The sequence below is a fragment of the Haloarcula vallismortis ATCC 29715 genome, assembly GCF_000337775.1.
GTDB classification, from domain to species: Archaea; Halobacteriota; Halobacteria; order Halobacteriales; family Haloarculaceae; genus Haloarcula; species Haloarcula vallismortis.
In genome coordinates this window covers 15,504-36,563 of the sequence record NZ_AOLQ01000027.1, presented here as the reverse complement: position 1 = coordinate 36,563, position 21,060 = coordinate 15,504, and the positions used below count along the sequence as shown (strand labels likewise).

The window sequence follows — 21,060 nt, the reverse complement described above, 5'->3', positions numbered from 1 at the left end:
GATGCCTCCGACTGCAGCTAGTCTCTGATGGGTGCGCGGACGGAGCCTACAGCCGACTACAGGGGGACCGACCCGAACCTGTTCAAAGGGAGCTACGAGACAGCCAACGCCGCACCGGTGTCGTACCGACATGACAGGGCGATTCTTGCGAGTGACGACTGGTTGCTGGTCCGGGACGAACTCCAAGGGCCAGACGCTGCGACCAAGCCGAGCGTCTCGCGGCTCCACTTCCATCCGGAGGTCGCCGTTAGGGTCGGGAATTCGGGGACGGTGCGGGCGACAGCTGGCTACGACGACTCAGCCCTACTCCGTGTCCATCCGCTCGGCGTCAGTGACGTACGAACAACGGCGACCGAGTACTTTCCTGAGTTCGGCGCCGTCGAGGAGCGACAGACGCTGGAATTGGAGGTGGGCCCGCATCGGGAACGACGGCCTTCGGGTACCTGCTGGCCCCAAGGGACGGTGGCGACGGCGCGTCCAGCCGTTCAGGCGGGGGCAAGTAAGCCGGTCACGAGCGTCAGCGAGACGATTAGCTTAGCGGCGACGGACGTATTTGCTCCGAGCTGGGGGCCGTAGTGAGACAACTGACCTCAACTGAACAGACGCTTCAGTCGGGCCACGAGACTCTTCGAGCGGTCACCGCCACGGCGGCGCTGCTGATTAGATTCGGGACTCGTGGATTCGGATCTATCTACATCGGACCCACTGTCCGATGCGTCGCCGTCAGCGGCCGAAATCGCATCAGCGATCATCCCTTCGGCGTCGTTAACGGCGTCCTTGACAGTGCCGTCGATTAGCGGGACGCCGTTGAATCGGTCTTGACTAACCGCCGTGTCTGCGGCGATAATGGCTGCGTCGGCGGCTGCAATATCTGAGTCGGAGAGCTCGTTCTCCGCACCCATCGCGCCCTGAACTTCCACCTTAATATCGTGCCCTTTGTCTTCGGCTGTCTGTTCAAGATTCTCGGCTGCCATCTGACTGTGTGCGATACCAGTCGGACAGGAGGTGACTGCAACGAGTTTCATGTGTCTAATGTGGTATGGACTTCGCTTCGTGTTGCGGCGAGTCGGGCGTGGTCCGCGCGCTCGCTCGCGGCGCTGTACTCGGTTTCGCTGACGGCCGTTTTGACCTCCGGAATCGTCACGGCGCTCATACTGAGTTCGTCAAGCCCGAGACCGACCAGCAGTTCCGTCAGTTCGGGGTCGCCGGCCATTTCGCCACACAGTCCTACCCAGGCGTCTTCGGCGTGGGCCGCACGAACCGTCCGGTGGATGGCACGGAGGACGCCCGGGTGCGTGGGATCGTGTAAGTCACCGACGCGCTCGTTCTCGCGGTCAGCGGCCATCACGTACTGTGTCAGGTCGTTCGTTCCAATAGAGAGGAAATCGACTCGTGCGGCGAGTTCGTCGGCCATGAAGGCGGCGCTTGGTGTTTCTATCATGACGCCGACCTCGATATCAACGGCGTCGGCGCTGCAATCTTCAACATCGGCCGCCGCCGCGTCCAGTGCGTCGAGTGCGGCGTCGAGTTCCTTGACCGTGGCGACCAGCGGAAACATGATCGCGAGGTCACCGGCCCCGTCCGCAGCAGCGCGCAGAAGCGCTCGGAGTTGCGTCGCGAACAGGTCCGAGTCCGGGTCAAGCGAGCGCCGGATGCCGCGCTCGCCGAGGAAGGGGTTCTCCTCGTCGGGCAGGTCGAGGTAGGGAATCCGCTTGTCGCCGCCGATGTCCAGTGTTCGGACGACGACGCGCCCGTCTGGGAAGGCATCGAGCGCCTCGCGGATTGCCTCGTACTGCTCGTCTTCCGATGGTGGGCCCTCGCGGTCGAGAAAGAGGAACTCGGTTCGGTAGAGGCCAACGCCGTCGGCTCCCCGTTCCGCCGCGGGCTCCAGTTCCGCTGGCTGGCCGATATTTGCCGCTACTTCGATGTGCCGTCCGTCAGTAGTTGTGACGGTCTCATCGACGATAGCGGCTCCCGAGCCGCCTGCTGCGGCGGCTCTCTCGGTGTCGTCAGGACCGACGAGTATGGTCCCATCGTCGCCGTCGATCACGACCTCTGCTCCGCTGTCGACGGTGGTGAGATCTTCCCCGACACCGACAACGGCCGGCAGGGCTAGCGAGCGGGCGAAAATCGACGCGTGAGATGTTCGTCCGCCCGTGACTGTGGCGAAGCCGGCGACGCGTTCTGGGTCGAGTTGTGCCGTATCGCTGGGCGTCAACCGCTCGGCGATGACGACACTGCCGTCGGGCAAGTCACTGAAGTCGACCCGTTCGCCGTCCGTCAACAGACGGAGGAGTCGGTCACGCACGTCTCGAAGGTCGTCCGCACGCTCGGCCATTCGGCCGTCCATCCCCTCGAACCGTTCGATGTGTTGGCCGAACGCGGCATCCACGGCAGTAGGGGCCGGGTGCCCCTCGTTGACTGCCGTCTTGACGGCCTCCTCGATAGTCGGATCTTCGAGGAACTGGATGTGCGCGTCAAACACTGCGGCTTCGTCTTCCCCAACGCGTTCGGTGGTCGCTTCGCGCTCGGATTCTAGCTCGTCGCGAGCGGCGTCGACGGCGTCGGCGAACCGCTGTGCCTCTGCTTCCGGTTCGACTTCTATGTCGTCCGGCTCCGGGATCGAGATGTCGCGGCCGTACCAGACAACTGTCCCAACGCCAGAGCGCGGCGTGGCACCGGTTCCGTGGAGCGTGCGCTCAGCCATCGTCAGTGTTCAGTTCCGCCTCCGGTGTCGTTAGTATTCGTTCCAGTTCGTCGAGTACGGCTTCTGCGTCTGGGCCGTCGGCGACCAGCTTGATGTCGTCGCCCTGTCCGACACCGAGGCTGGTGACGGCGATCATACTCGCTGCCTGAACGAGATCCCCGTCCGGACGACCCGCCGAGACTTCTGCCTCGTGGTCGTTGACGGTCTGGACAAATGCCGACGCTGGCCGGGCGTGCAGGCCCGCTTCCGGAACAATCGTTACAGTGCGTTCGACCGTCATGCGATAGCCTCCCGGAGCACGTCCTGAACGGTCGCTTCGTCCTCTGCCGCGTGGAGTCGGTCCCGAACGTTGTCGTGCATCAGGGCACGCGAGAGGGAACTGAGGATGTTGAGGTGCTCCTCACCGCCAGCTTCCGGAACGAGAATCATAAAGATGAGCGTCGCCGGCTCGCCATCCATAGAGCCGAAATCGACTCCCTCTTCGGAGCGGGTGAACGCGAGCGATGGGCGACTCACAGCGTCAGTCTTCGCGTGTGGTATCCCGATTCCCATACCGACGCCCGTTGTCGTCTCTGATTCACGCTCCAGCAGTGCTTGGAGTGCGCGCTCGCGGTCCTCGACTCTGCCGCCGTCGACCAGCAGGTCAAGCAGGGACTCGATACACGCTTCTTTTTCTGCCGGCGGCTCGGACAGCGAGATGTGGTCCGCCGGAATCAGTTCTTCGATGTCGTCCACTGAGATTGCGTCTGTCATTGTTGTCAGTTTAGTTAGTCATCCGTCGGTTGCGTGCTGCTCGTCTCCGCCTTGGCGTCGATACGGTCTTCGAAGTCCGGTTTGATCACCGTCGCGACGACGGCCGTCACGAGCGAGCCAAGTAGGATGCTGCCTACGAACGCGAGCGGCTGGTTCGACAGCAGAATCACAAAGATACCACCGTGTGGCGCGGGCATTGTGACACCGAGGGCCATTGAGGTCGCACCGCCGACGGCGCTGCCAGCGACGATAGCCGGAATAACCCTCAGTGGGTCGGCGGCTGCGTACGGAATCGCACCCTCGGTGATGAACGACAGGCCGAGTACGATACCGCTTTTGCCGTTCTCGTACATCTCGGCCGCGTACTTGTGCGGGGCAATGAAGTTCGAGAGCGCGAGCCCAATCGGCGGAATCATGCCACCGATCATCACCGCGGCCATCGGTGCGTAGATTTCCTCTGTGATGAGTCCGGTCGCGAACACGTAGGCGACCTTGTTTACTGGGCCACCCATGTCGAAGGCCATCATCCCGCCGAGGATCAAGCCGACGACAATAGCTTGCCCGCCCTGCATCGACTGAAGGAAAGAGGTCAATGCCTCGTTAGCGAGCGCGACGGGAACGCCCAGCACGAACAGCATGATAGGCGTCAGAACTGCCATCGTCGCGACGGGGATGAGCAACACCGGCATCATCGGCTGGATGAAATCGGGAACATCGAGATTCTTGAAAAAGCGCGCGACGTACCCGGCAAGTAGTCCAGCGACAATTGCGCCGAGGTAGCCGGCACCGGCTTCGCCGCCAGAGATGCCGATCACCGTCGCCGCTTCGGCGACGACGTTCCCCTGTTGGAGAATGTATGCCAGCAGGAAACCTGGAGCGAGTCCCGGACGGTCGGCGATGGCGTACGCGATGTATCCGCCGAGGATCGGAACCATAATCGTCAGCCCGGCCACGCCAATCTGTGCGAGGAACCAGCCTGCCGAGCCGGTGTTCTCGAACACTGCCTGTGTGTCTCCGATTGCGTACGCGACGGCGAGGAAGATGCCCCCGATAGTCACGAAGGGAATCATGAACGATACGCCCGTCATCAGGTCCTCCTTGACGGAGGTTACGTGAGCGCGAAGCGCACTCTCGGCTCGGTCTTGATCTGTCATGGTCACCGACATCGACAGCTACGCCGATTGCATAATATAAAGGTACACGTTTGAGTGTGTTATTTATCGAAACCGTTTGATATATGGATGTAGGCGATTGTTTCTGCACGAAACTAGGTATGGGAATTCGTTTGAATAACAGCCATATGTCTGTTAGCCACCGACACCTAGTAGGGTACCAATCCGAACCGGAAGTGCCACGCGCGCCACAGTACTTATCTCCGTAACTCGCTCACACCGAAACATGGGTTCACTCTCGGTAGCCGGAGAAGTGGCGACCGTCACCGTCGAGAAGGTCGGGGGGATCGACGAGACAACAGTTGAGGTCCCGCCAGGGGTGACTGTACTCCGGGGCCGGAACGCGACTAATCGGACATCGCTCTTACAGGCAGTGATGGCCGCTCACGGGAGCGAGTGGGCAAGCGTCAAAGGTGACGCCGAGAAGGGCACCGTCGAGCTCTCACTGGGAGATGAGACGTACACTCGAACACTGAGCAGAGCTGACGACGGGCTCGTCGGATCGGGTCTCGGCCTTCTCACCGACCCGACAGTTGCGAACCTGTTCGCGTTCCTGCTGGAAGACAACGAGGCCAGGCGGGCCGTCGAACGGGGTGAGGATCTCCGAGAGATTATCATGCGACCCGTCGATGTGGCGTCTATCCACCGACAGATACGTGCGGCCGAACAGCGCAAGGAAGAGATCGACGAGGAACTCGATCGAATCGCGTCACTCAAGCGCGACCTTCCCGACTTAGAGCGCCAACAGGCAGATCTACGTGACGAGATTGCCGAGACAAGAGACGAACTCCAGCGCGTCGAAGAACGAATCGACGAGCGGGACGTAGAGTTCCAGACGACCCAGGAAAACAGGGACGAACTCGAGACAGCTATCGATGAACTCCAGGCGACTCGGTCCGAGCTGAAACGTGTCCGCGACGATATTCAGTCAGAACAGGAGAGCATCGCGGCGTTGCGCGACGAGCGAGGAAACCTCGCAGTCGAACGGTCCGGGCTCCCGGACTCACCGAATGACCGACTCGAAGCGCTCGAATCAGACATTGAGCAACTTCGAGAACGAAAACGTGAGCTCTCAGAGTACACCACTCGACTGCAGAACGTCATCGAGTTCAACGAAGAACTATTATCTGGCGAACACGGCAAGATAGCTGAGGCTATCGACGCAAAGCCCGAGAGCGTGGGTGATATCACAGAACAGTTGTACAAGGGCTCAAAGACGACCTGCTGGACCTGTGGCTCGCAAGTAAAGCCGGCCCGTATTGAGTCAACACTACAGAGCATGCGTGACCATCTTCAGGAGACGATCACGGAGATTGACGATATCGATAATAAACTCGACGAGCTGACCGACCAGCATGACGAAATCGCGGAGACCCGCATGCGGGCGGAAGAACTTGCCGCCACAATTGACGAGGTTGACGCCGAAATCAACACACGGCAGACGGCTGTTACTGACCTCCGAGAACGACGCAACAATCTCTCGACCCGTGTCGAGGAACTTGAGGAGCGGGTGACGACGCTCCGGACCGAAGAGTTCGATGAGGTGCTGGACCTCCATACGAAAGCGAACGAACTGGAGCTGGAACTCGACCGACTCGAATCAGAACGAGATACGATAAGCGAAGAGATCGCCGATATCGAGTCAGAAATCCGTCGGAATGACGAGCTGGCCGACCAGCGGGAAGACGTGGTCGACGAGCTGATCGACCTTCGGTCACGTATCGACCGTCTCGAAGCCGAGGCGACCGACCAATTCAACCAAAAGATGGCCGACTTGCTCGACATCCTCGGGTATGGCAACATCGAGCGGATCTGGCTCGAACGGACGAACACACCAGATGATCCGGTCCACAACAGCGACGACAGCGTCACGGGATCGACGTTCACGCTCCACGTCGTCAGGAGTACTGCGGGTGGAACTGTCTACGAAGACACGGTCGACCATCTGAGTGAGAGTGAACGCGAAGTGACCGGGCTCGTGTTTGCACTCGCTGGCTACCTCGTCCACAATGTGTACGAGGAGGTGCCGTTTATGTTGCTTGACTCGCTCGAAGCCATCGACTCCAAGCGCATCGCCTCACTCGTCGAATACTTCGCGGAGTACCCGTCTTACCTCCTCGTCGCGTTGCTCCCTGCGGATGCACAGGCGCTTCCAGACCGTTACAACCGAATTACCGATATCTGACCCCAGTGTGGCTTTCCCAGAGACCGCTCATCGCACGGTCAATCACAATCACAGCGGCCGCGGTCGAGAAGGTCGCTGATGCTGTAGCGCGCCCCGCAGTCCTGGCAGCGAATATCGATGCTCACGAACACTCGGTACTCTCCGACACTGAGTTTGTCAGCGGTGTTCAGCCGGTCGACCGTATCCCGGACGATTGTCTCGACGCGACTGCGGAGACGGTCGATGGTTCCCCGTTCCCGTTCGACCTGTTCCGTTTCTGAGTCGCCTTCGTAGCTCACATCGCGTACGTTCCGCAGATAGTAGCGAATCGCCTGGTAGGTGACGAACTCGCGTTCCAACCTGTCGACGTCGATGCCGGCCCGTTCGAGCCGGTTTCGCGCTTCGATCCGTTTCCCCGCACTGACATCGTCGGCCGTCAAGAGCCGATAGAAGTTCTCCGGTTCCCCATCGATGACGTCCATCCCCGCGTCGCGGATCGCAGCCACGAGCAGGGCGTGATTGAATCGGTCGGCGAGGTCACGGAGACTCTGTCGCTCCTGGTTGTCTCCGAGCCATGCCCGTTCCAGCTCCGCGCCCATCGACTCCAATCCGTACGTGTCGATCAGCTGTGCGACTTTCGACTGCTCTGACCCCATTATCGCCGGAACACGTCGGCCCGGTTTAGCCGTTGCGTTGCTGTGTCTCAGCTGCGAGCCACAGTTAGCAGCTATCTCAGTTTGTGGAATCAGGTATAACTATTGGAGTCCCATTCGGTTCTAGGTTGCTTTTTACATAGCTATTTTAACCATATTTGTCTATACACGATGGCTATGCACACATATACTTGGTCTGGTTACGATTTAAACAGCATGAAACCCGTGTTTCGGGACAGAGAAGCCGCTCCGAATATCGCTCATCTACCACGAGGGTTTTATACCAGACATTACAAGCGTGAACCTGCACGATGGTCCCCTCCACCCGACGTGCCCTCCTCCACAGCGCTTGCGGGCTAGCGACGATGCTGGCCGGCTGTAGCGGGATGTTCGAGGGCAGCGACGAATCGACACGTACCGCATCCGAAAACGATGTCCCAGCAGGGCCAGAGGCTGGTACAGTTTCCGACCCAGAAGCGGTCGTTTCGCGCGTGGACACCGACCGTCGACCGGTCTGGCTCGCCGATAGTGACGGGCGGCCGACCGAGAGCCGACATTCCCGTCGATTGATGTCTGAGGTCATCGATACAGCATCGAAAGCCGATCAAATCGCTCTCACCGAGGATGTGGACCGCTCGACAATCGATTCCTTTCTGGGTGAGACTGACTTCGAAACGGAGAGTGTCTATCTCCAGAGTGCGATTGTCGAAGAGTGTTTCCGGCTGACGCTCTGTCAGATTAGCTGGGCGACGGATACAATCTCGACCGACTACGGCCGAGTGAGCCGTCCCTACGATGAACCCTGCACAGCAGGCAACGAGGTGTACTCGGTGTGGTTCATCCGGATCCCCGACACGCTCAACGCCGACGATGTCTCCAGTTACTCCTCTTCTATCGGCGGCAGCGGCTGCGACGGCCAGCGGGCGAGTGCCGAAGGCGAAGGTGGTGGCGGCTTAGCACCGGATAGTGACCGCCGGACCCTGACTGGTGGTGAACAGGCATGACCGACGAGACATCCGAGACAGACGATGATTGGACTCGGATGACTCGGCGTGGTGTACTTGCGCTAGCTGGGGCCAGTGCCATCGCCGGCTGTAGCAGTATCGACAGCGTGGGCGGTGGGAGCGAAGCAACAATCGATGTCTACAATCTGCCCGATATCCAGCGCGACGAAGAGCGCCACGTCCCAGTGCCCCCGTCGGTCCCGGTCGACATCGCAACGAGCCATTTCGACGCCGCGCGGGAGCGGGTTCGCTCGCTTCTGGCGACGCTTCCGACCCCGCTCGGTTCTGACGAGATACCGAACGGTCACGTCCGCAAGCACCTGACTGATGCCGCGGGCGATGCCTCGGACGGACTTGACGACGCACGGACGGCCCGAACCGGGTTGATAGCGCTCCGGTCGTTGCGGCGGGCGCGCAAAAACGCCCGCTATGCCGCCGCGGGATGGAGCGTGGCCGAGAGCGGCCGTACCGCTGCTCCGCTCCGGGAGGAGCACAGCCAGACCGTCTCAGAGGCCCGCAAGACCCGACAGGAGCACGAATACGTCGGGACGGACCCGGTGCGCGCGGCGCTGGTCCACGCCCGCGTCGAAGCGGGGCTGGAGCGGGCCAGTGAAACGGACGTCGTGTCAAGAGCGGAGTCGGAGTTGCTGTCGGTTGCCGAATGGGGCGAGACGGCCGAGTCCGCACAGGCGTATCTCAGTGACGCTCACCATATGCAAGCGCAGTTCAGTGACTCGCTCCCGTCCGACGCCGGGACAGTCAGGCCGACGCTGGCCGACGCGGCGGAGACACTGCTGGCAGATGTCCGGGATAGGCAGGCGGACCTGCCGCCGGAAACGGCCGCTGACGACCGCTCGCCGGGGCAGATGGTTGTGGACGAACTCCGCTGGCGGGCCGAGAGCGGTATCAGCCGCCTCATGGATGGCGTCGGGCCCGCCAGCGCCGTCGTCGATGCGAACGGCCGCCTCGCTCGGTTCCGGGCGCTCGAACGCATTCAGAACCGTCGGGAAGCTGAAGAACTCGCTCGGCCGTCAGACGGGACAGCGGTTCGGGACATCAGACAGACTGCGTACGATGCACTCACCGCGGCCCTCGAATCGAGTTCGCACCCGGATTTTGTCCGGACGGTTCTCGTCGACGCCGGCCACAAGGTAATGACGGCTGACCGTGGGTTGATCCACTATGAGGGCGAGATCACGGCGTCCACTCTCGACAGAAGCGTCGCGGACTACTGGCATGCGACGGCGCTTGCCCGTTCAGCGGCGGCAGCAACAGAACAGACTGTTCAGGCGCTAAAATCCGACTAATACAGCGTTAGAGGCGGCGTTGTGGCTAGTGTTCCGGTCAGCGGAAACGGGGTTACTGTCCTGTAGACGGACTGGTTACACGTTTTGTCGCACACGACATTCTCAGTTGGTGATACATTATGGTGCAAAATCACAATGTTACCACTGTTATTCCAGTACTGAACTGAGAGGGTTGGCAAAGCTTATTGGATACATCCGGTGACGGCCACGCCAATTGACGACATCTCGGCGGTCCAAATGACTGTTGAGTGCCAGTGACTGTCTGCTGTCGACGGGGGTTCCGAGGCCGGATGAGCCAACTGTCATAGCGTGTCTATTGTCATGTGAGAGACCTTCACCAGCGGGCAGTAAAACCCATCTTATCATACTATTGAATGTATGAGTGTGTTCTCTCTTTCTGGCACCGGAACGCGAGTGTAAATCCATTTACGGGGGAAGAATTAGACGAGCGCGGCGCAACAGATGCGGTATGGACAGCCAGTTGCCCACACTTGCAACAATTCTACTTGCCAGATGACGTTCGCGGACCAGCCTATCGGCGAGTTCCTCGACGATGTCGCGTCGGGCCAGGTGACTCCGAGCGGCGGTGCAGTCGCGGCCGTCGGCGGCGCGATGGGTGCGGCGCTCTGTGAGATGGTCTGTATTCACACTGTCGGCACAGACGGGACCCAGACGGCGCCTAGTGAGCTAAGCGAGGTCGGTGAGGCTCTGGCCGACCACCGTGAGCGGCTGCTCGCCCTCGCCGATGAGGACGCGGCAGCGGTCGACGCGGTCGGGGCCGCGTTCGAGTCCGGAGACGACGCCAGGATTCAAGCGGCCTCGAAACGCTCGACCGAGGTACCACTGGAGACGGCCGAGGTCTGTCTCGACGTCGTTGAGCACGCCGGCACGGTGACTGCGAAGAGTACGCCGGTCGCCGTCCCGGACGCGGCTGTCGGAGCGCTGCTCGCGGCGGCGGCGCTACAGGCGTCGGTCTCGACTGCTCGGGCCAATCTCGGTATGATAGACGACGAATCGTTCGTGGCGAAGATGGAACAGCGGGCAGACGAAGCAGAAGCGGCCGGCGAGGCGGCGCTCGAAGAAGCGGTCGCAAACGCGGAGAACTGAGCGTCGTCGGCTCGTCGAACGCCGAGCGCCGTTCAGAAAAATCGAGCGGACGAACCGCAGGAGCTGGGACGCGAGGCCGATTCGTCAGAACAGTCCCGAGATGTTACCGTCCTCGTCGATGTCCATATCGGCCGCGGCCGGACGGGCCGGCAGGCCCGGCATCGTGAGCGCATCGGCCGTGAGCGCAACGAGGAAGCCCGCGCCAGCTGACGGGTACACCTCACTGATTTCGAGTTCCCAGCCCTCCGGCGCACCCTTTCGACTGGCGTCGTCGCTCAGTGAGTGGAACGTCTTGGACATGACGACCGGATAGTCGTCGAAGTCGAGGTCGTTCATGTGCTCGATGTCATCGAGCGCGCCGCCGGTGTATTTCACGTCGTCAGCGCCGTAAATCTCGGTCGCGACGGTGTGAATCTTCTCTTTGATGCTGTCCTCGTCGTCGTACAGCATCCGGAAGTCCTCCTCGTCGCTCTCCTCGGTCGCCTCGATGACATTCTCCGCGAGGTCGACACCGCCCTCGCTGCCGTCGGAGAACACGTTCGACTCCGCGGCACGGACGCCGAGATCGCCGCGGCAGTGGTCCAACACGGCCTGAATTTCTTCGTCGGTGTCGTCCGGGAAGCGGTTGACGGAGACGACGACCGGGACGCCGAACTTCTGGAGGTTCGTCGCGTGTTTGTCGAGATTCGAGAAGCCGGCTTCGACGGCTTCGACGCCGGCCTCGTCGATCTCGTCGTAGTCGACCGGCCACTGATCGAGCCCGTGGTATTTGAGCGCCCGGACCGACGCCACGAGCACGACGGCGTTCGGCGTCATATCGCCTTTGCGACAGACCACGTCCATGAACTTCTCAGCGCCGAGGTCAGAGCCGAAGCCGGCCTCGGTAACGAGGTAGTCACCCATGCCGAACGCGGTTTTGTCGGCGACCAGCGAGTTTGTCCCGTGGGCAATGTTCGCGAACGGGCCGCCATGGACCAGCGCTGGCGTCCCTTCGATGGTCTGGACGACGTTCGGCTTGATCGCGTCCCGGAGCAGCATGGTTGCTGGGCCGGTCGCCTCGATATCGTCGACCGTGACCGGGTCACCGTCCTCGTCGTATGCGACGATGATGCGACTGACGCGCTCTTTCAGATCTCCGATGTCCTGTGCCAGACAGAGGACTGCCATCAGCTCCGAAGCGGCCGTCAGGATGAAACTGTCCTCTCGCGGCGTTCCACCGGTCTTGCCGCCGAGGCCGACGACTGTCTCCCGAAGCGCGCGGTCGTTCATGTCGATGGCCCGCGGCCACGCGACATTATTGATGTCGATGTCCAGCTCGTCGCCCTGCGAGATTTTCGCGTCGAGCATCGCGGAGATGAGATTGTGCGCGGAGGTGAGTGCGTGCAGGTCGCCGGTGAAATGAAGGTTGATGTCCTCCATCGGAAGGACCTGCGACCGGCCGCCACCTGCTGCGCCGCCTTTGACACCGAATACGGGACCAAGCGACGGCTCCCGGATGGCGATCATCGCCTCCTCGCCGACGTGGTTTAGCGTCTGTCCGAGGCCGACGGTCGTTACTGTCTTGCCTTCGCCTTTCGGCGTCGGCGTCATTCCGGTTACCAGAACGAGGTTCTGTTCCTTGTTCTGGGCCTGTTCGCGGAGGCGTTCGATGGCGTGTTGTTTGACTTTCGCGGTGTATTCGCCGAAGTACTGGAGGTCGTCAAGGCCGAGACCCCACGGCTCGACCAGTTCCCAGATCGGCTCCATGTCGGTCGACTGAGCGATGTCGTAGTCCGTAGGAATCGGCTCCTGTGTCTCTTCGATCGCGGATTGCTCATCCTGTGAAGACATCTCGACTAGCCCTTCCCTGCACCGTCGTAATAATGTTAGCGTACCTGACACTACTGGGATAGGATGTGTTCGAGACGCCACAGAAGACACATCATGTAGCACGGATTACGAGATTGGCTCCCAGACCTAACAATAGGCCGACCGGCAGCGGCCCCGAAGTCAGGATGTACGAGATACCTCGATCACCGCTTTCGGCCCACCGTTGCGGGATATGGACCGGCTCGGGCCTAAATCGGCTACACCACCGACATACGCGCTAGCACGACAGATTCGCGCTGGCGATACATTAATCAGGCCGCCGGCGACCAATTATGGTATGGAGTACCACGAGTCGGCGGACTACCTGCAGTCGCTACAGCGTCGTCGGCCCAAGTTGGGAACCGATACGACGGCGCGGATGCTCTCACATCTCGGTGACCCGCACGACAGTTTCGACAGCGTGCAGATTGCCGGGTCAAACGGAAAGGGAAGTACCGCCCGGATGACAGAGAGCGTACTCAGGGCCGCCGGGCTAGATGTCGGCCTGTTCACATCGCCAGGACTGAACGGTTTCCGGGAGCAGATCACAGTCAACGGCGGCCGGGTCCCGAAAGAACGGGTGACAGGATTCGTCGAGCAGATCAAGCCCTGTATCGACCAACTGGCTGCCGAAGACGACAAGCCGACACATTTCGAGGTTCTCACTGCACTAGCGCTCTATCACTTCGATGTTGAGGGTGTCGACGTTGCGGTGCTGGAAGTCGGTATCGGTGGCCGGTACGACGCCACGAGCGCAGTCGATCCCGTCGCAAGCGCCGTCACCAGCATCAGTTTAGAACACACTGACCTGCTGGGCGACACGGTCGAGGAGATTGCCCGCGATAAAGCACAGGTCGCGCCACGAGACGCCCCGCTCGTGACGGGAACGACCGGCGCTGCTCTCGATGCGGTTCAGGAGAGTACCGATACCATCACCGTCGGCGACGACGGGGCAGATGTCACAGCCGTCGAGAACGGCATGCGCTCGGCTGTCGAGAACCGCATCTCACTCACTGGGCCGGACTGGGCCCTCGAATCGAACCTCAAGCTACTCGGACAGCATCAGGCAGAGAACGCCGGCGTTGCCGCAACGCTGGCTCGACAACTCATTGATGTGGACACAGAAACCGTATCCGAGGGGCTGCGGGCCGCGACGCTTCCGGGCCGGTTCGAAATCCGGTCGACCGACCCGATGGTAGTCCTCGATGGCTCCCACAACCCCGGTGCGATGGAGACACTGACTACACTCGTCGAGCGATACGAGTACGATGACCTCCATGTGGTCTTCGCCGCGATGAACGACAAGGAGTACGAACGAATGATCGCGTCGCTCCCAGCCGTCGAGACGGCCTTTACCGCGCGACCAGAAGTCGACCGAGCCGCGAGCACCGACTCGCTCGCTGCCGCGTTTGAGGGGCAGGCGGCCCGGGTACAGCAGGTCGAATCCGTTCCAGAAGCCACCGAACGAGCGATAGCCACGGCCGGCGCGGACGACTTCGTCCTCGTGGCCGGCTCACTCTATGCAGTTGCCGAGGCACGGGACCGCTGGAGCCGGCTCGTCGTTCCCGAGGACAGCCTCCGGCAGGTGCCTTCGACAGGCGGTGCTGGACCCAGCAACGAGCCAGCAATCCGCCAGCGCGTACTTTCAGTCACGTTGCGGCGCGATCAGGCCGACGCCGTCAGGCAGGCGTTCGAGGACTGCGACGGCACCTGCACTTGTTCGGCTGTCGGGATGCCGGAGAAACTCGTCGAGGTGTACCTTTCGGGGACGCCGCGACAGTTCCGACAGCTCAGTGACCGACTGGCCTCGGCGGGACTGGGGCTCGGTCAGCTCGCCACACAGCTCGAAGGCGCACTGGCAGACAGGTCGTTCCCCCCGCCGTTCGACACTGAAGCCGCGGCCGTGATGGGAATTCTCAACGTCACGCCGGATAGTTTCTATGACGGTGGCGAGTACAACCGCCGCGACCTTGCTATCGACCGTGCAGAACAGATGATCGAATCCGGGGCGGATATCGTTGATATCGGCGGCGAAAGCACGCGTCCCGGCGCAGACCCGGTGACCGTCGAAACAGAAATTGACCGCGTCGTGCCCGTTATCGAGGCCGTGTCATCGCTCGATGCAACTGTCTCCGTCGATACCAGAAAAGCTGCCGTCGCTGACGCGGCGCTTGCGGCCGGTGCCGACATCGTCAACGACGTGTCGGGACTGTCGGACCCCGAGATGCGGTTCGTGGTTGCCGACCACGACGCATCCATTATCCTGATGCATAGTCTGTCCGCGCCAGTGGACCCGGGTCGAACTGTGACCTACGATGATGTCGTCGATGACGTGCTACGGGATCTCACGGAACAGCTACTGCTCGCCGAGCAGGCCGGCATCGACCGCGAGCAGGTTATCGTCGACCCCGGCTGTGGGTTCGGGAAAAACGCCGCCGAGTCGTTCGAACTCGTCGACCGTCTTCACGAATTCCACTCCCTCGGCTGTCCGGTGCTGGTCGGCCACTCCCGGAAGTCGATGTTCGCGGACGTGAGCGACGCAGGAGCAGACAGGCTGCCGCCAACTCTGGCAACAACAGCACTGGCCGCTGAGCGCGGGGCCGACGCCGTCAGGGTCCACGACGTCTCTGAGAACAACGCCGTCCTCAAAACGGTATCAGCGACGGCAGGGCGGGCGTCTCGGCTTCGACAACAGTGATACCTGTCCAGCCCGTAGTGTGTGTATGATGCAATTTCCGATTCAGCTCGGTTCGGGTCTCCTCGAATCCGTTGGGCAGCTGGCGGCAGTCGCCGGAACCGTCGTTCTCCTGCTGATACTCGTCGGTCTGGGTGCCTTCGCGTACAAGAGCGTCGTCGGCGAGGGTGTCCGCTGGCCCGACGAGAGAGAAGAGATGGACAGCGAGAACGAGGACGGAGTCGTCCAGGGAAGCCGCGAGGATGACTGGAAGTACTACTGAGGAGGACGGTTAGTCGGTATTACGGTCGTATGAGTGTTCGTACTCCCAGTGGTACCGACAGTCTGTACAGGTTGCCCACTCCGGGATGTCGAACCGCTCAGGATGTCGTTTGCCGTGTTCCATCCGACCTCGACAGACTGGGCACGTGAGATACAGGAGTTTCAGGTCGGCGAACTCATCGTGGTTGTACTCGCCGACACACCGCGGGCAGTCGATGCTGTCACGCGCGTTGTGTTGGAAGATTTCCGACTCGCATCGCGGACACTCGACCGTCGCTGGCGGCCGTCTCGCCCACCCACTGTCACCGTCGTAGGTCGTCGTGGCCGTGTCCATGCTCGATAGCCTGAATTTGTTTGGTCCGTCTCCCCGTCGGAGTGGGGCGGCGATCCGCTCCCCGAGCCAGACGAGCTTCGAGAACAGAACCGCAAGCCATCCAGACACTGTAGTATGATACGTACGCTGACGGCTTAAATTTCCGGGCAGCGCCGACGGTGGCCCGGTCCCAGACGGTCGATAGGTTTTCACGGCGACCGACGGTATGTGTCATATGAGTTGTGACGCAGTTGTCGCTATCGCGTCGACCGCCACGGGGCTGGCGGCAGCTACTGGGACACCCGTCGTGGGACAACTGGAGCCCGCCCTTGCCGCGGACCTATCCAGGCCGCTCCGTGCCCTCGTGTCATTCATTCTCGTACTCGTGTCCGGCGCGGTGATACTCCAGTTGCGGCGGGGTTCAGTCGACGACGCTATCGATGCGATATCGGACAGCCCGGCAACTGCCGTCGTCTATGGCATCGCCGGGTACGTGATACTCGCTATCGTGGGTCTCTACGGGGCAACAACGCTCGCTGGTCTCAGTGTCGCCAGCGGGATACTGGTCCGTATCGTGATCCTCATCGGTAGCGCGTTCGTTCTAGGGCTCACGAGCTTCGGATTCCTCGTCGTCGGCACTCTGCTTAATGATGTCTTCGGCAACCGTCGGCCGTCAAGGGGCCTACTCATCGGAGCGACTCTCAGCGCTGTGACGTGGCTCCTGTTTCCACCCGCCGGCAGTATCGCGTCCAGTCTCGCCATCGCCGCCTTCGGAATCGGCGGCTCTGTTCGGGTCTGGATACACTCCGAGCGGACGGTCGAGACAGAAGTAGACGCCCGCTAACGCCAACTGCCTGTCTGTTCAGGAGCTGTTACTACCGGTCCTGTGGAAAGCGGCAAAAACGAGAACGCTTCAGTCGGTACCAGTCGGAGCGTCGTCACCCCGTTCGGAGATGTCCGTTACCATCTCGTCGCCGGCGGTCACGATATCCATGTCCTCCCGTTCGGAGAGGTCTTGGATGGTTTCTGCGAACTCTTCGGACTCCAGTATCTGGTACTCGTTGTCGAGTCCCAGATACACCGTATAACACATCAGGCACAGGATGAGTGCGAACGGGAGCCCTGTCGTGATTGCGGCCGTCTGGAGCGCCGTCAGGCCGCCACCGATGAGCAGGATCGAGGCGACGAGCCCTTCGGTGAGCGCCCAGAAGATCCGCTGCGTTCGCGGCACGTCGTGTTTCCCGCCCGAAGTCAGGTGGTCGATGACCAGCGAGCCGGAGTCTGACGACGTGACGAAGAACGTGATGACCAGCAGCGTCGCGAGGAGACCGCTCACCACGCCAAGCGGGAACTGCTCCAGCAGGGCGAACATCGCGACGGTCTGGCCGACCTCGTTGTACGTTGCGAGCGCCTGCCCGTTGCCCGCCAGGGAGTTGAACATCGCGCTCCCGCCGAACACTGACAGCCAGAGTGTCGAGAACATCGATGGGAGGAACAGGACGCCCAGGACGAACTCCCGGACGGACCGGCCCTTCGAAATTCGGGCGATGAACATCCCGACGAACGGCGACCACGCGATCCACCAGCCCCAGTAGAACACTGTCCAGGCGGTAGGGGTCCCGTTCGCTGCTTCGTTGAGTGTCCCGGTGAAGAACCCGAGCGCGAGGATGTTGCCGAAGTACGCACCGAGTCCCTCTACCCAGGTGCCAAAGAGGTACACCGTCGGGCCAACAACCACGAGGAACCCGAGCAGTGTGAACATCAGGTAGAGGTTGAGCGTGCTCAGGCGCTTGACACCGCCGTCGAGTCCCGCTGCGACCGAGAGGGTTGCGATGAGCGTGATGCCGGCGATAAGTGCGACTTGCGGCCAGGTCCCCGTCGGGATACTCACCGCACCGAGCATGTCGCCGCCGACGTAGGACAGGCCGGTGTTGACCTGTGCGACACCGAGTCCCAGCGAGGTGGACAGCCCGAACAGCGTCGCGAACACCGTCACAAGGTCGATGATGTGGCCCGGCCAGCCGTAAATCCGATCCCCCAGTAGGGGCCAGAAGATCGACCGGAAGGTGAGCGGGAGCCCGCGGTTGAACGAGAAGAACGCGAGGCCGAGTCCAACGAGGCCATACACCGCCCACGGGTGAAAGCCCCAGTGGAAGAACGTCTGTGCCATCGCGGCGGACGCTGCTGCACCGGTTCCAGCTTCAGCCCCGAAGAAGCTCGGGGGGTTCTGGAAGTAGTACAGCGGCTCCGAGACGCTGAAGAACATGAGTCCGATACCCATGCCGGCGCTGAACAGCATTGCCATCCAGGAAAAGTCGCTGAACTCCTTTTCGGCCTTGACGCCGCCGATCTTGATATTGCCGTACTTGCTGAACGCGAAGTACAGCAATGTGATGATGAACACGTTTACTGCCAGCAGGTAGAACCAGCCGAATGTGTCCCCAATGGTGTTGAACAGCCACGTGTACGCGGAGGCTGCTGTGTCACCAAGCAGTATGGTCACTGCGATGAACAGCGCAATTATCGCCAGTGCTACCGGGAATACCACCGGATGGACGTCGAATCCGGCTGCCTGAATGTTCGTATCACCGGGCTCGCGGTCGGACTCCGGATGGAACAGCTCTACCTGAAGTCCGTCCGACATCTCGCCGGTTGCGTCGTCACTGTCTGCCATACGGTACCCCTCTCGAACGCAGTACTGCTCTGTGATGTCTCATTTTCGTAGTCGCGGTCTTGTGCTGTCGTGGTCCGTTGCTACCGTCATGCCAGCGACATCCCGGCACAGCGCGTCTACAGCGGTCGCCTCCTGTTTGTCACACTGTACTCGCTCTGGCGGACACGGTGTGCCCGCAAAGCTGTTGTCGACGTGTTGTATGTGCTACACAGTCTCATACATATCCACTGATGCAACTCTAATAAAACTTCACATTAAACACCACTATATGAGGGATTAAGCCGCTGTACTGCTGTGGTTCGGCAGACATTTATTTTATCTAGCACATTGAGGTTTGCTGGCTGCCGCCGAGTGGTTCGCTTGCTTCGCAGCGGGCGGGGGCGTCTTTATTTCGGGATCTCACATACCACCAGTATGGCACGACTTCTGGCAACAGGGGCAGCCGTGGTGGCAGCACTGCTGATGGGCGTCGGTCTCATCGGGATGACAGTCGGTGACTTTCGGCTCGCAGGATTCAGCTTCCTCAGCGCGAGTCTGGTGATATACATACGCGAAACGCGGCTGATAGACGGCGGGGGTTAAATATCGTTGACGCTCATCCGCTGGCTGATAACTGGCACACTCGACGTTCTGACCACCTTGTCCGTCGTCCCGCCGAGAAGGTTCCCGAGTTTCCCACGGAACGCTGAGCCCAGAACGATTGCGTCCATGCCTTCGTCTTCGGCGAATTCGACTATTTCTTCGCTGGGCGCACCGGTCTTGAAATGCATCTCGTAGTCGACGCCGTGTTCTTCGGCGACAGTCCCGAGATTCGCCAGCACCTCCTCGCCGTAGTCCCGATACTCCTCTCGCATCTCCTCCTCGTCATCCCTGAGCGCGAGCGCACGTGGCGTCCCCGGGAGGTCGATTACGTACAATGCATGCACCGTCGCGCCGAGCGCAGCAGCGAGTTCGATGCCGTGTTCTGCCCCTTTTCTGGCCTCGTCGCTGCCGTCGTACGGGACGAGTATGTGGTCGTACATGGTCTTGACTCATGTGTACTTCCCACACATACCTGTTATAGGTTTCCCCGCTCGTGCCGTCGAGCCGTCGGTCTGAGCCCTAATTTCAGCTCACAGTGCGCCGTTTTGTGCCTCGCGTGCGACGTTGTCGACAGGATAGCCCGCGTCACGAATCGCTGTGATGATGGTCTGTGCGTGCTCGGCACCGCTTGTCTCGACGTTGAACACGAGGTATGCTTCCCCAATCTCGAGATTCTCGACGGACCGTTCGTGCCGGACGTCGTGTATATTTGCCCCCTGTCTGGCGATGACGCCGGATATTTCCTCCATCACACCCGGTTGATCGTTGATGCGCACCCGGAGCTGCAGGAGCTGTTGACGCTCTGTGAGTGCGTGGATGAGAACCTCACGCATTTGTGTCATATCGAGGTTCCCGCCACAGAGCAGTGGCATCACAGTTTCACCCGAGACGTCGAGGTCGTCACTCAGCACGGCAGCCACGGAGGCGGCCCCGGCACCTTCAACGACCTGTTTGGCCCGTTCCATCAGCAAGAGAATCGCCTGTGCGATATCGGTGTCCGAAACCGTCACGACCTCGTCCACGTTCGCCTCGATGATGCCGAGGGTCGTCTCGGAGATGCCGCCGGTGGCGATACCGTCAGCGATGGTGTCGACCTCGTCAAGCACCACCGGAATCCCTTTGTCGAGGCTCTCGTGGACAGTCTCGGCACCGGTCGCCTGAACGCCGACGACACGCGTCTCGGGTGAGAGGTGTTTAATCGCGGTCGAGACACCGCTGATAAGTCCGCCGCCGCCGATGGGAACGATGACCGTGTCGACGTCCGGGCAGTCGTGGTACATCTCCGTTCCGAGCGTCCCCTGTCCGGCGATGATGTCCAGATCGTCGTAGGCGTGAACGAACTCCGCATCGGTCTCCTCAACGACGGCCTTGGCGTGAGACATCGTCTCCTGAAAGTCGTTACCGACCAGTTCGACGCTCCCGCCGTAGGCTCTAGTGGCGTCGACTTTGGCCTGTGGTGCGTTCTCTGGCATGAAGATCGTCGCCTCCGCACCGCATTTTGTCGCGGCGAGGGCGACACCCTGTGCGTGGTTCCCGGCGCTGGCGGCGACGAACGACTCCACGCCGTCGGCGACATCCTGCGAGATTTTGTTGTACGCGCCTCTGGTCTTGAACGACCCTGTCCACTGGAGGTGTTCCATCTTCAGGTGTACCTCAGCGTCGACGAACTCACCGAGCGACGTACTCCGCTCGACCGGCGTCTTCTTGACGACTGTGTCGTCGTCCAGTCGTTCGCGGGCACGTTCGATGTCCGCGTATGTGACGGGCAGGGCGTCCGATTCTGTTTGTGTCATATGTTCGTATCGTCCCGGGCGTTATGT

At 61.1% G+C, this 21,060-nt stretch carries 20 protein-coding genes; 9 read left to right on the top strand and 11 right to left on the bottom strand.

Annotated features, from left to right (window positions below):
- The first annotated feature begins 27 nt into the window (after positions 1-27).
- Positions 28-576, top strand: coding sequence for a heparinase II/III domain-containing protein (locus C437_RS07585; protein ID WP_004516345.1), 549 nt, complete (start codon positions 28-30; stop codon positions 574-576).
- 14 nt (positions 577-590) lie between these two features.
- Here the strand turns inward: C437_RS07585 and C437_RS07580 are convergent, their stop codons facing one another.
- From C437_RS07580 to C437_RS07560, 5 genes are read right to left on the bottom strand one after another with little or no spacing between them, the layout of a single operon-like run.
- The gene (locus tag C437_RS07580) at positions 591-1,025 is read right to left on the bottom strand and encodes a PTS fructose transporter subunit IIB (protein ID WP_004516344.1); all 435 of its coding nucleotides are present in this window, start codon (positions 1,023-1,025) and stop codon (positions 591-593) included.
- The gene (ptsP, locus tag C437_RS07575; protein WP_004516343.1) at positions 1,022-2,707 is read right to left on the bottom strand and encodes a phosphoenolpyruvate--protein phosphotransferase; all 1,686 of its coding nucleotides are present in this window, start codon (positions 2,705-2,707) and stop codon (positions 1,022-1,024) included. The genes C437_RS07580 and ptsP overlap by 4 nt, the downstream gene beginning before the upstream one ends.
- Positions 2,700-2,987, bottom strand: a complete 288-nt coding sequence (locus C437_RS07570) for an HPr family phosphocarrier protein (protein ID WP_004516342.1) — start codon at positions 2,985-2,987, stop codon at positions 2,700-2,702. The genes ptsP and C437_RS07570 overlap by 8 nt, the downstream gene beginning before the upstream one ends.
- A complete protein-coding gene (locus C437_RS07565; RefSeq protein ID WP_004516341.1) occupies positions 2,984-3,460 on the bottom strand; it encodes a PTS sugar transporter subunit IIA in 477 nt (158 codons plus the stop codon). Before C437_RS07565 ends, C437_RS07570 begins: the two co-directional genes overlap by 4 nt.
- A 14-nt stretch (positions 3,461-3,474) precedes the next feature.
- Positions 3,475-4,626: a PTS fructose transporter subunit IIC gene (locus C437_RS07560; RefSeq protein ID WP_004516340.1), complete on the bottom strand. Its 1,152-nt coding sequence runs from the start codon at positions 4,624-4,626 to the stop codon at positions 3,475-3,477.
- A gap of 232 nt (positions 4,627-4,858) precedes the next feature.
- Here C437_RS07560 and C437_RS07555 point away from each other — a divergent pair, with 232 nt between their 5' ends.
- Positions 4,859-6,817, top strand: a complete 1,959-nt coding sequence (locus C437_RS07555) for an archaea-specific SMC-related protein (protein ID WP_004516339.1) — start codon at positions 4,859-4,861, stop codon at positions 6,815-6,817.
- A gap of 38 nt (positions 6,818-6,855) precedes the next feature.
- On the opposite strand, the gene rdfA is transcribed toward C437_RS07555, so the two are convergent.
- Entirely contained in the window at positions 6,856-7,452 is a 597-nt protein-coding gene (rdfA, locus tag C437_RS07550) for a rod-determining factor RdfA (protein WP_004516338.1), read from the bottom strand.
- Positions 7,453-7,760: 308 nt separating this feature from the next.
- On the opposite strand from rdfA, the gene C437_RS07545 reads away from it, so the two are divergent.
- The 3 genes from C437_RS07545 (at position 7,761) to C437_RS07535 (ending at position 10,867) form a co-directional block, all read left to right on the top strand.
- Positions 7,761-8,453 carry a hypothetical protein gene (locus C437_RS07545; RefSeq protein ID WP_074654956.1) on the top strand — a complete coding sequence of 231 codons (693 nt, stop codon included), beginning with the start codon at positions 7,761-7,763 and terminating at the stop codon, positions 8,451-8,453.
- The gene (locus tag C437_RS07540; protein ID WP_004516336.1) at positions 8,450-9,760 is read left to right on the top strand and encodes a hypothetical protein; all 1,311 of its coding nucleotides are present in this window, start codon (positions 8,450-8,452) and stop codon (positions 9,758-9,760) included. The genes C437_RS07545 and C437_RS07540 overlap by 4 nt, the downstream gene beginning before the upstream one ends.
- Positions 9,761-10,273: 513 nt before the next feature.
- A complete protein-coding gene (locus C437_RS07535; protein WP_004516335.1) occupies positions 10,274-10,867 on the top strand; it encodes a cyclodeaminase/cyclohydrolase family protein in 594 nt (197 codons plus the stop codon).
- 84 nt (positions 10,868-10,951) lie between these two features.
- Here C437_RS07535 and C437_RS07530 read toward each other — a convergent pair whose 3' ends face one another.
- Positions 10,952-12,697 (bottom strand): formate--tetrahydrofolate ligase, encoded by a 1,746-nt coding sequence (locus C437_RS07530; RefSeq protein ID WP_004516334.1) that lies wholly within the window; start codon positions 12,695-12,697, stop codon positions 10,952-10,954.
- A 316-nt stretch (positions 12,698-13,013) separates the two neighbouring features.
- Between C437_RS07530 and folP the strand changes: the two genes are divergently transcribed.
- Entirely contained in the window at positions 13,014-15,413 is a 2,400-nt protein-coding gene (gene folP, locus C437_RS07525; protein WP_004516333.1) for a dihydropteroate synthase, read from the top strand.
- 25 nt (positions 15,414-15,438) lie between these two features.
- Positions 15,439-15,672 (top strand): hypothetical protein, encoded by a 234-nt coding sequence (locus tag C437_RS07520; RefSeq protein WP_049919673.1) that lies wholly within the window; start codon positions 15,439-15,441, stop codon positions 15,670-15,672.
- 9 nt (positions 15,673-15,681) lie between these two features.
- On the opposite strand, the gene C437_RS07515 is transcribed toward C437_RS07520, so the two are convergent.
- Positions 15,682-16,113, bottom strand: a complete 432-nt coding sequence (locus tag C437_RS07515) for a hypothetical protein (protein WP_241431644.1) — start codon at positions 16,111-16,113, stop codon at positions 15,682-15,684.
- Positions 16,114-16,219: 106 nt separating this feature from the next.
- Here C437_RS07515 and C437_RS07510 point away from each other — a divergent pair, with 106 nt between their 5' ends.
- On the top strand, positions 16,220-16,828 hold the full coding sequence (locus C437_RS07510; RefSeq protein ID WP_004516330.1) for a hypothetical protein: 609 nt from the start codon (positions 16,220-16,222) through the stop codon (positions 16,826-16,828).
- A 69-nt stretch (positions 16,829-16,897) separates the two neighbouring features.
- Here C437_RS07510 and C437_RS07505 read toward each other — a convergent pair whose 3' ends face one another.
- Complete coding sequence (locus C437_RS07505) at positions 16,898-18,658, bottom strand: BCCT family transporter (protein ID WP_004516329.1); 1,761 nt, start codon at positions 18,656-18,658, stop codon at positions 16,898-16,900.
- A gap of 414 nt (positions 18,659-19,072) precedes the next feature.
- Between C437_RS07505 and C437_RS20345 the strand changes: the two genes are divergently transcribed.
- Positions 19,073-19,240: a hypothetical protein gene (locus C437_RS20345; RefSeq protein WP_004516328.1), complete on the top strand. Its 168-nt coding sequence runs from the start codon at positions 19,073-19,075 to the stop codon at positions 19,238-19,240.
- Here C437_RS20345 and C437_RS07500 read toward each other — a convergent pair.
- Positions 19,237-19,680 carry a universal stress protein gene (locus C437_RS07500; protein WP_004516327.1) on the bottom strand — a complete coding sequence of 148 codons (444 nt, stop codon included), beginning with the start codon at positions 19,678-19,680 and terminating at the stop codon, positions 19,237-19,239. The two genes, C437_RS20345 and C437_RS07500, sit on opposite strands and share 4 nt — an antisense overlap.
- 90 nt (positions 19,681-19,770) lie before the next feature.
- Positions 19,771-21,033: a threonine ammonia-lyase gene (gene ilvA, locus C437_RS07495; RefSeq protein ID WP_004516326.1), complete on the bottom strand. Its 1,263-nt coding sequence runs from the start codon at positions 21,031-21,033 to the stop codon at positions 19,771-19,773.
- Between the last annotated feature and the right edge of the window lie 27 nt (positions 21,034-21,060).

Bases quoted from the DNA above. Each gene is read 5' to 3' on its own strand.
- C437_RS07585 (WP_004516345.1), top strand. From the start codon at position 28: ATGGGTGCGCGGACGGAGCCTACAGCCGACTACAGGGGGACCGACCCG.
- C437_RS07580 (WP_004516344.1), bottom strand. From the start codon at position 1,025: ATGAAACTCGTTGCAGTCACCTCCTGTCCGACTGGTATCGCACACAGT.
- ptsP (WP_004516343.1), bottom strand. From the start codon at position 2,707: ATGGCTGAGCGCACGCTCCACGGAACCGGTGCCACGCCGCGCTCTGGC.
- C437_RS07570 (WP_004516342.1), bottom strand. From the start codon at position 2,987: ATGACGGTCGAACGCACTGTAACGATTGTTCCGGAAGCGGGCCTGCAC.
- C437_RS07565 (WP_004516341.1), bottom strand. From the start codon at position 3,460: ATGACAGACGCAATCTCAGTGGACGACATCGAAGAACTGATTCCGGCG.
- C437_RS07560 (WP_004516340.1), bottom strand. From the start codon at position 4,626: ATGTCGGTGACCATGACAGATCAAGACCGAGCCGAGAGTGCGCTTCGC.
- C437_RS07555 (WP_004516339.1), top strand. From the start codon at position 4,859: ATGGGTTCACTCTCGGTAGCCGGAGAAGTGGCGACCGTCACCGTCGAG.
- rdfA (WP_004516338.1), bottom strand. From the start codon at position 7,452: ATGGGGTCAGAGCAGTCGAAAGTCGCACAGCTGATCGACACGTACGGA.
- C437_RS07545 (WP_074654956.1), top strand. From the start codon at position 7,761: ATGGTCCCCTCCACCCGACGTGCCCTCCTCCACAGCGCTTGCGGGCTA.
- C437_RS07540 (WP_004516336.1), top strand. From the start codon at position 8,450: ATGACCGACGAGACATCCGAGACAGACGATGATTGGACTCGGATGACT.
- C437_RS07535 (WP_004516335.1), top strand. From the start codon at position 10,274: ATGACGTTCGCGGACCAGCCTATCGGCGAGTTCCTCGACGATGTCGCG.
- C437_RS07530 (WP_004516334.1), bottom strand. From the start codon at position 12,697: ATGTCTTCACAGGATGAGCAATCCGCGATCGAAGAGACACAGGAGCCG.
- folP (WP_004516333.1), top strand. From the start codon at position 13,014: ATGGAGTACCACGAGTCGGCGGACTACCTGCAGTCGCTACAGCGTCGT.
- C437_RS07520 (WP_049919673.1), top strand. From the start codon at position 15,439: ATGATGCAATTTCCGATTCAGCTCGGTTCGGGTCTCCTCGAATCCGTT.
- C437_RS07510 (WP_004516330.1), top strand. From the start codon at position 16,220: ATGAGTTGTGACGCAGTTGTCGCTATCGCGTCGACCGCCACGGGGCTG.
- C437_RS07505 (WP_004516329.1), bottom strand. From the start codon at position 18,658: ATGGCAGACAGTGACGACGCAACCGGCGAGATGTCGGACGGACTTCAG.
- C437_RS20345 (WP_004516328.1), top strand. From the start codon at position 19,073: ATGGCACGACTTCTGGCAACAGGGGCAGCCGTGGTGGCAGCACTGCTG.
- C437_RS07500 (WP_004516327.1), bottom strand. From the start codon at position 19,680: ATGTACGACCACATACTCGTCCCGTACGACGGCAGCGACGAGGCCAGA.
- ilvA (WP_004516326.1), bottom strand. From the start codon at position 21,033: ATGACACAAACAGAATCGGACGCCCTGCCCGTCACATACGCGGACATC.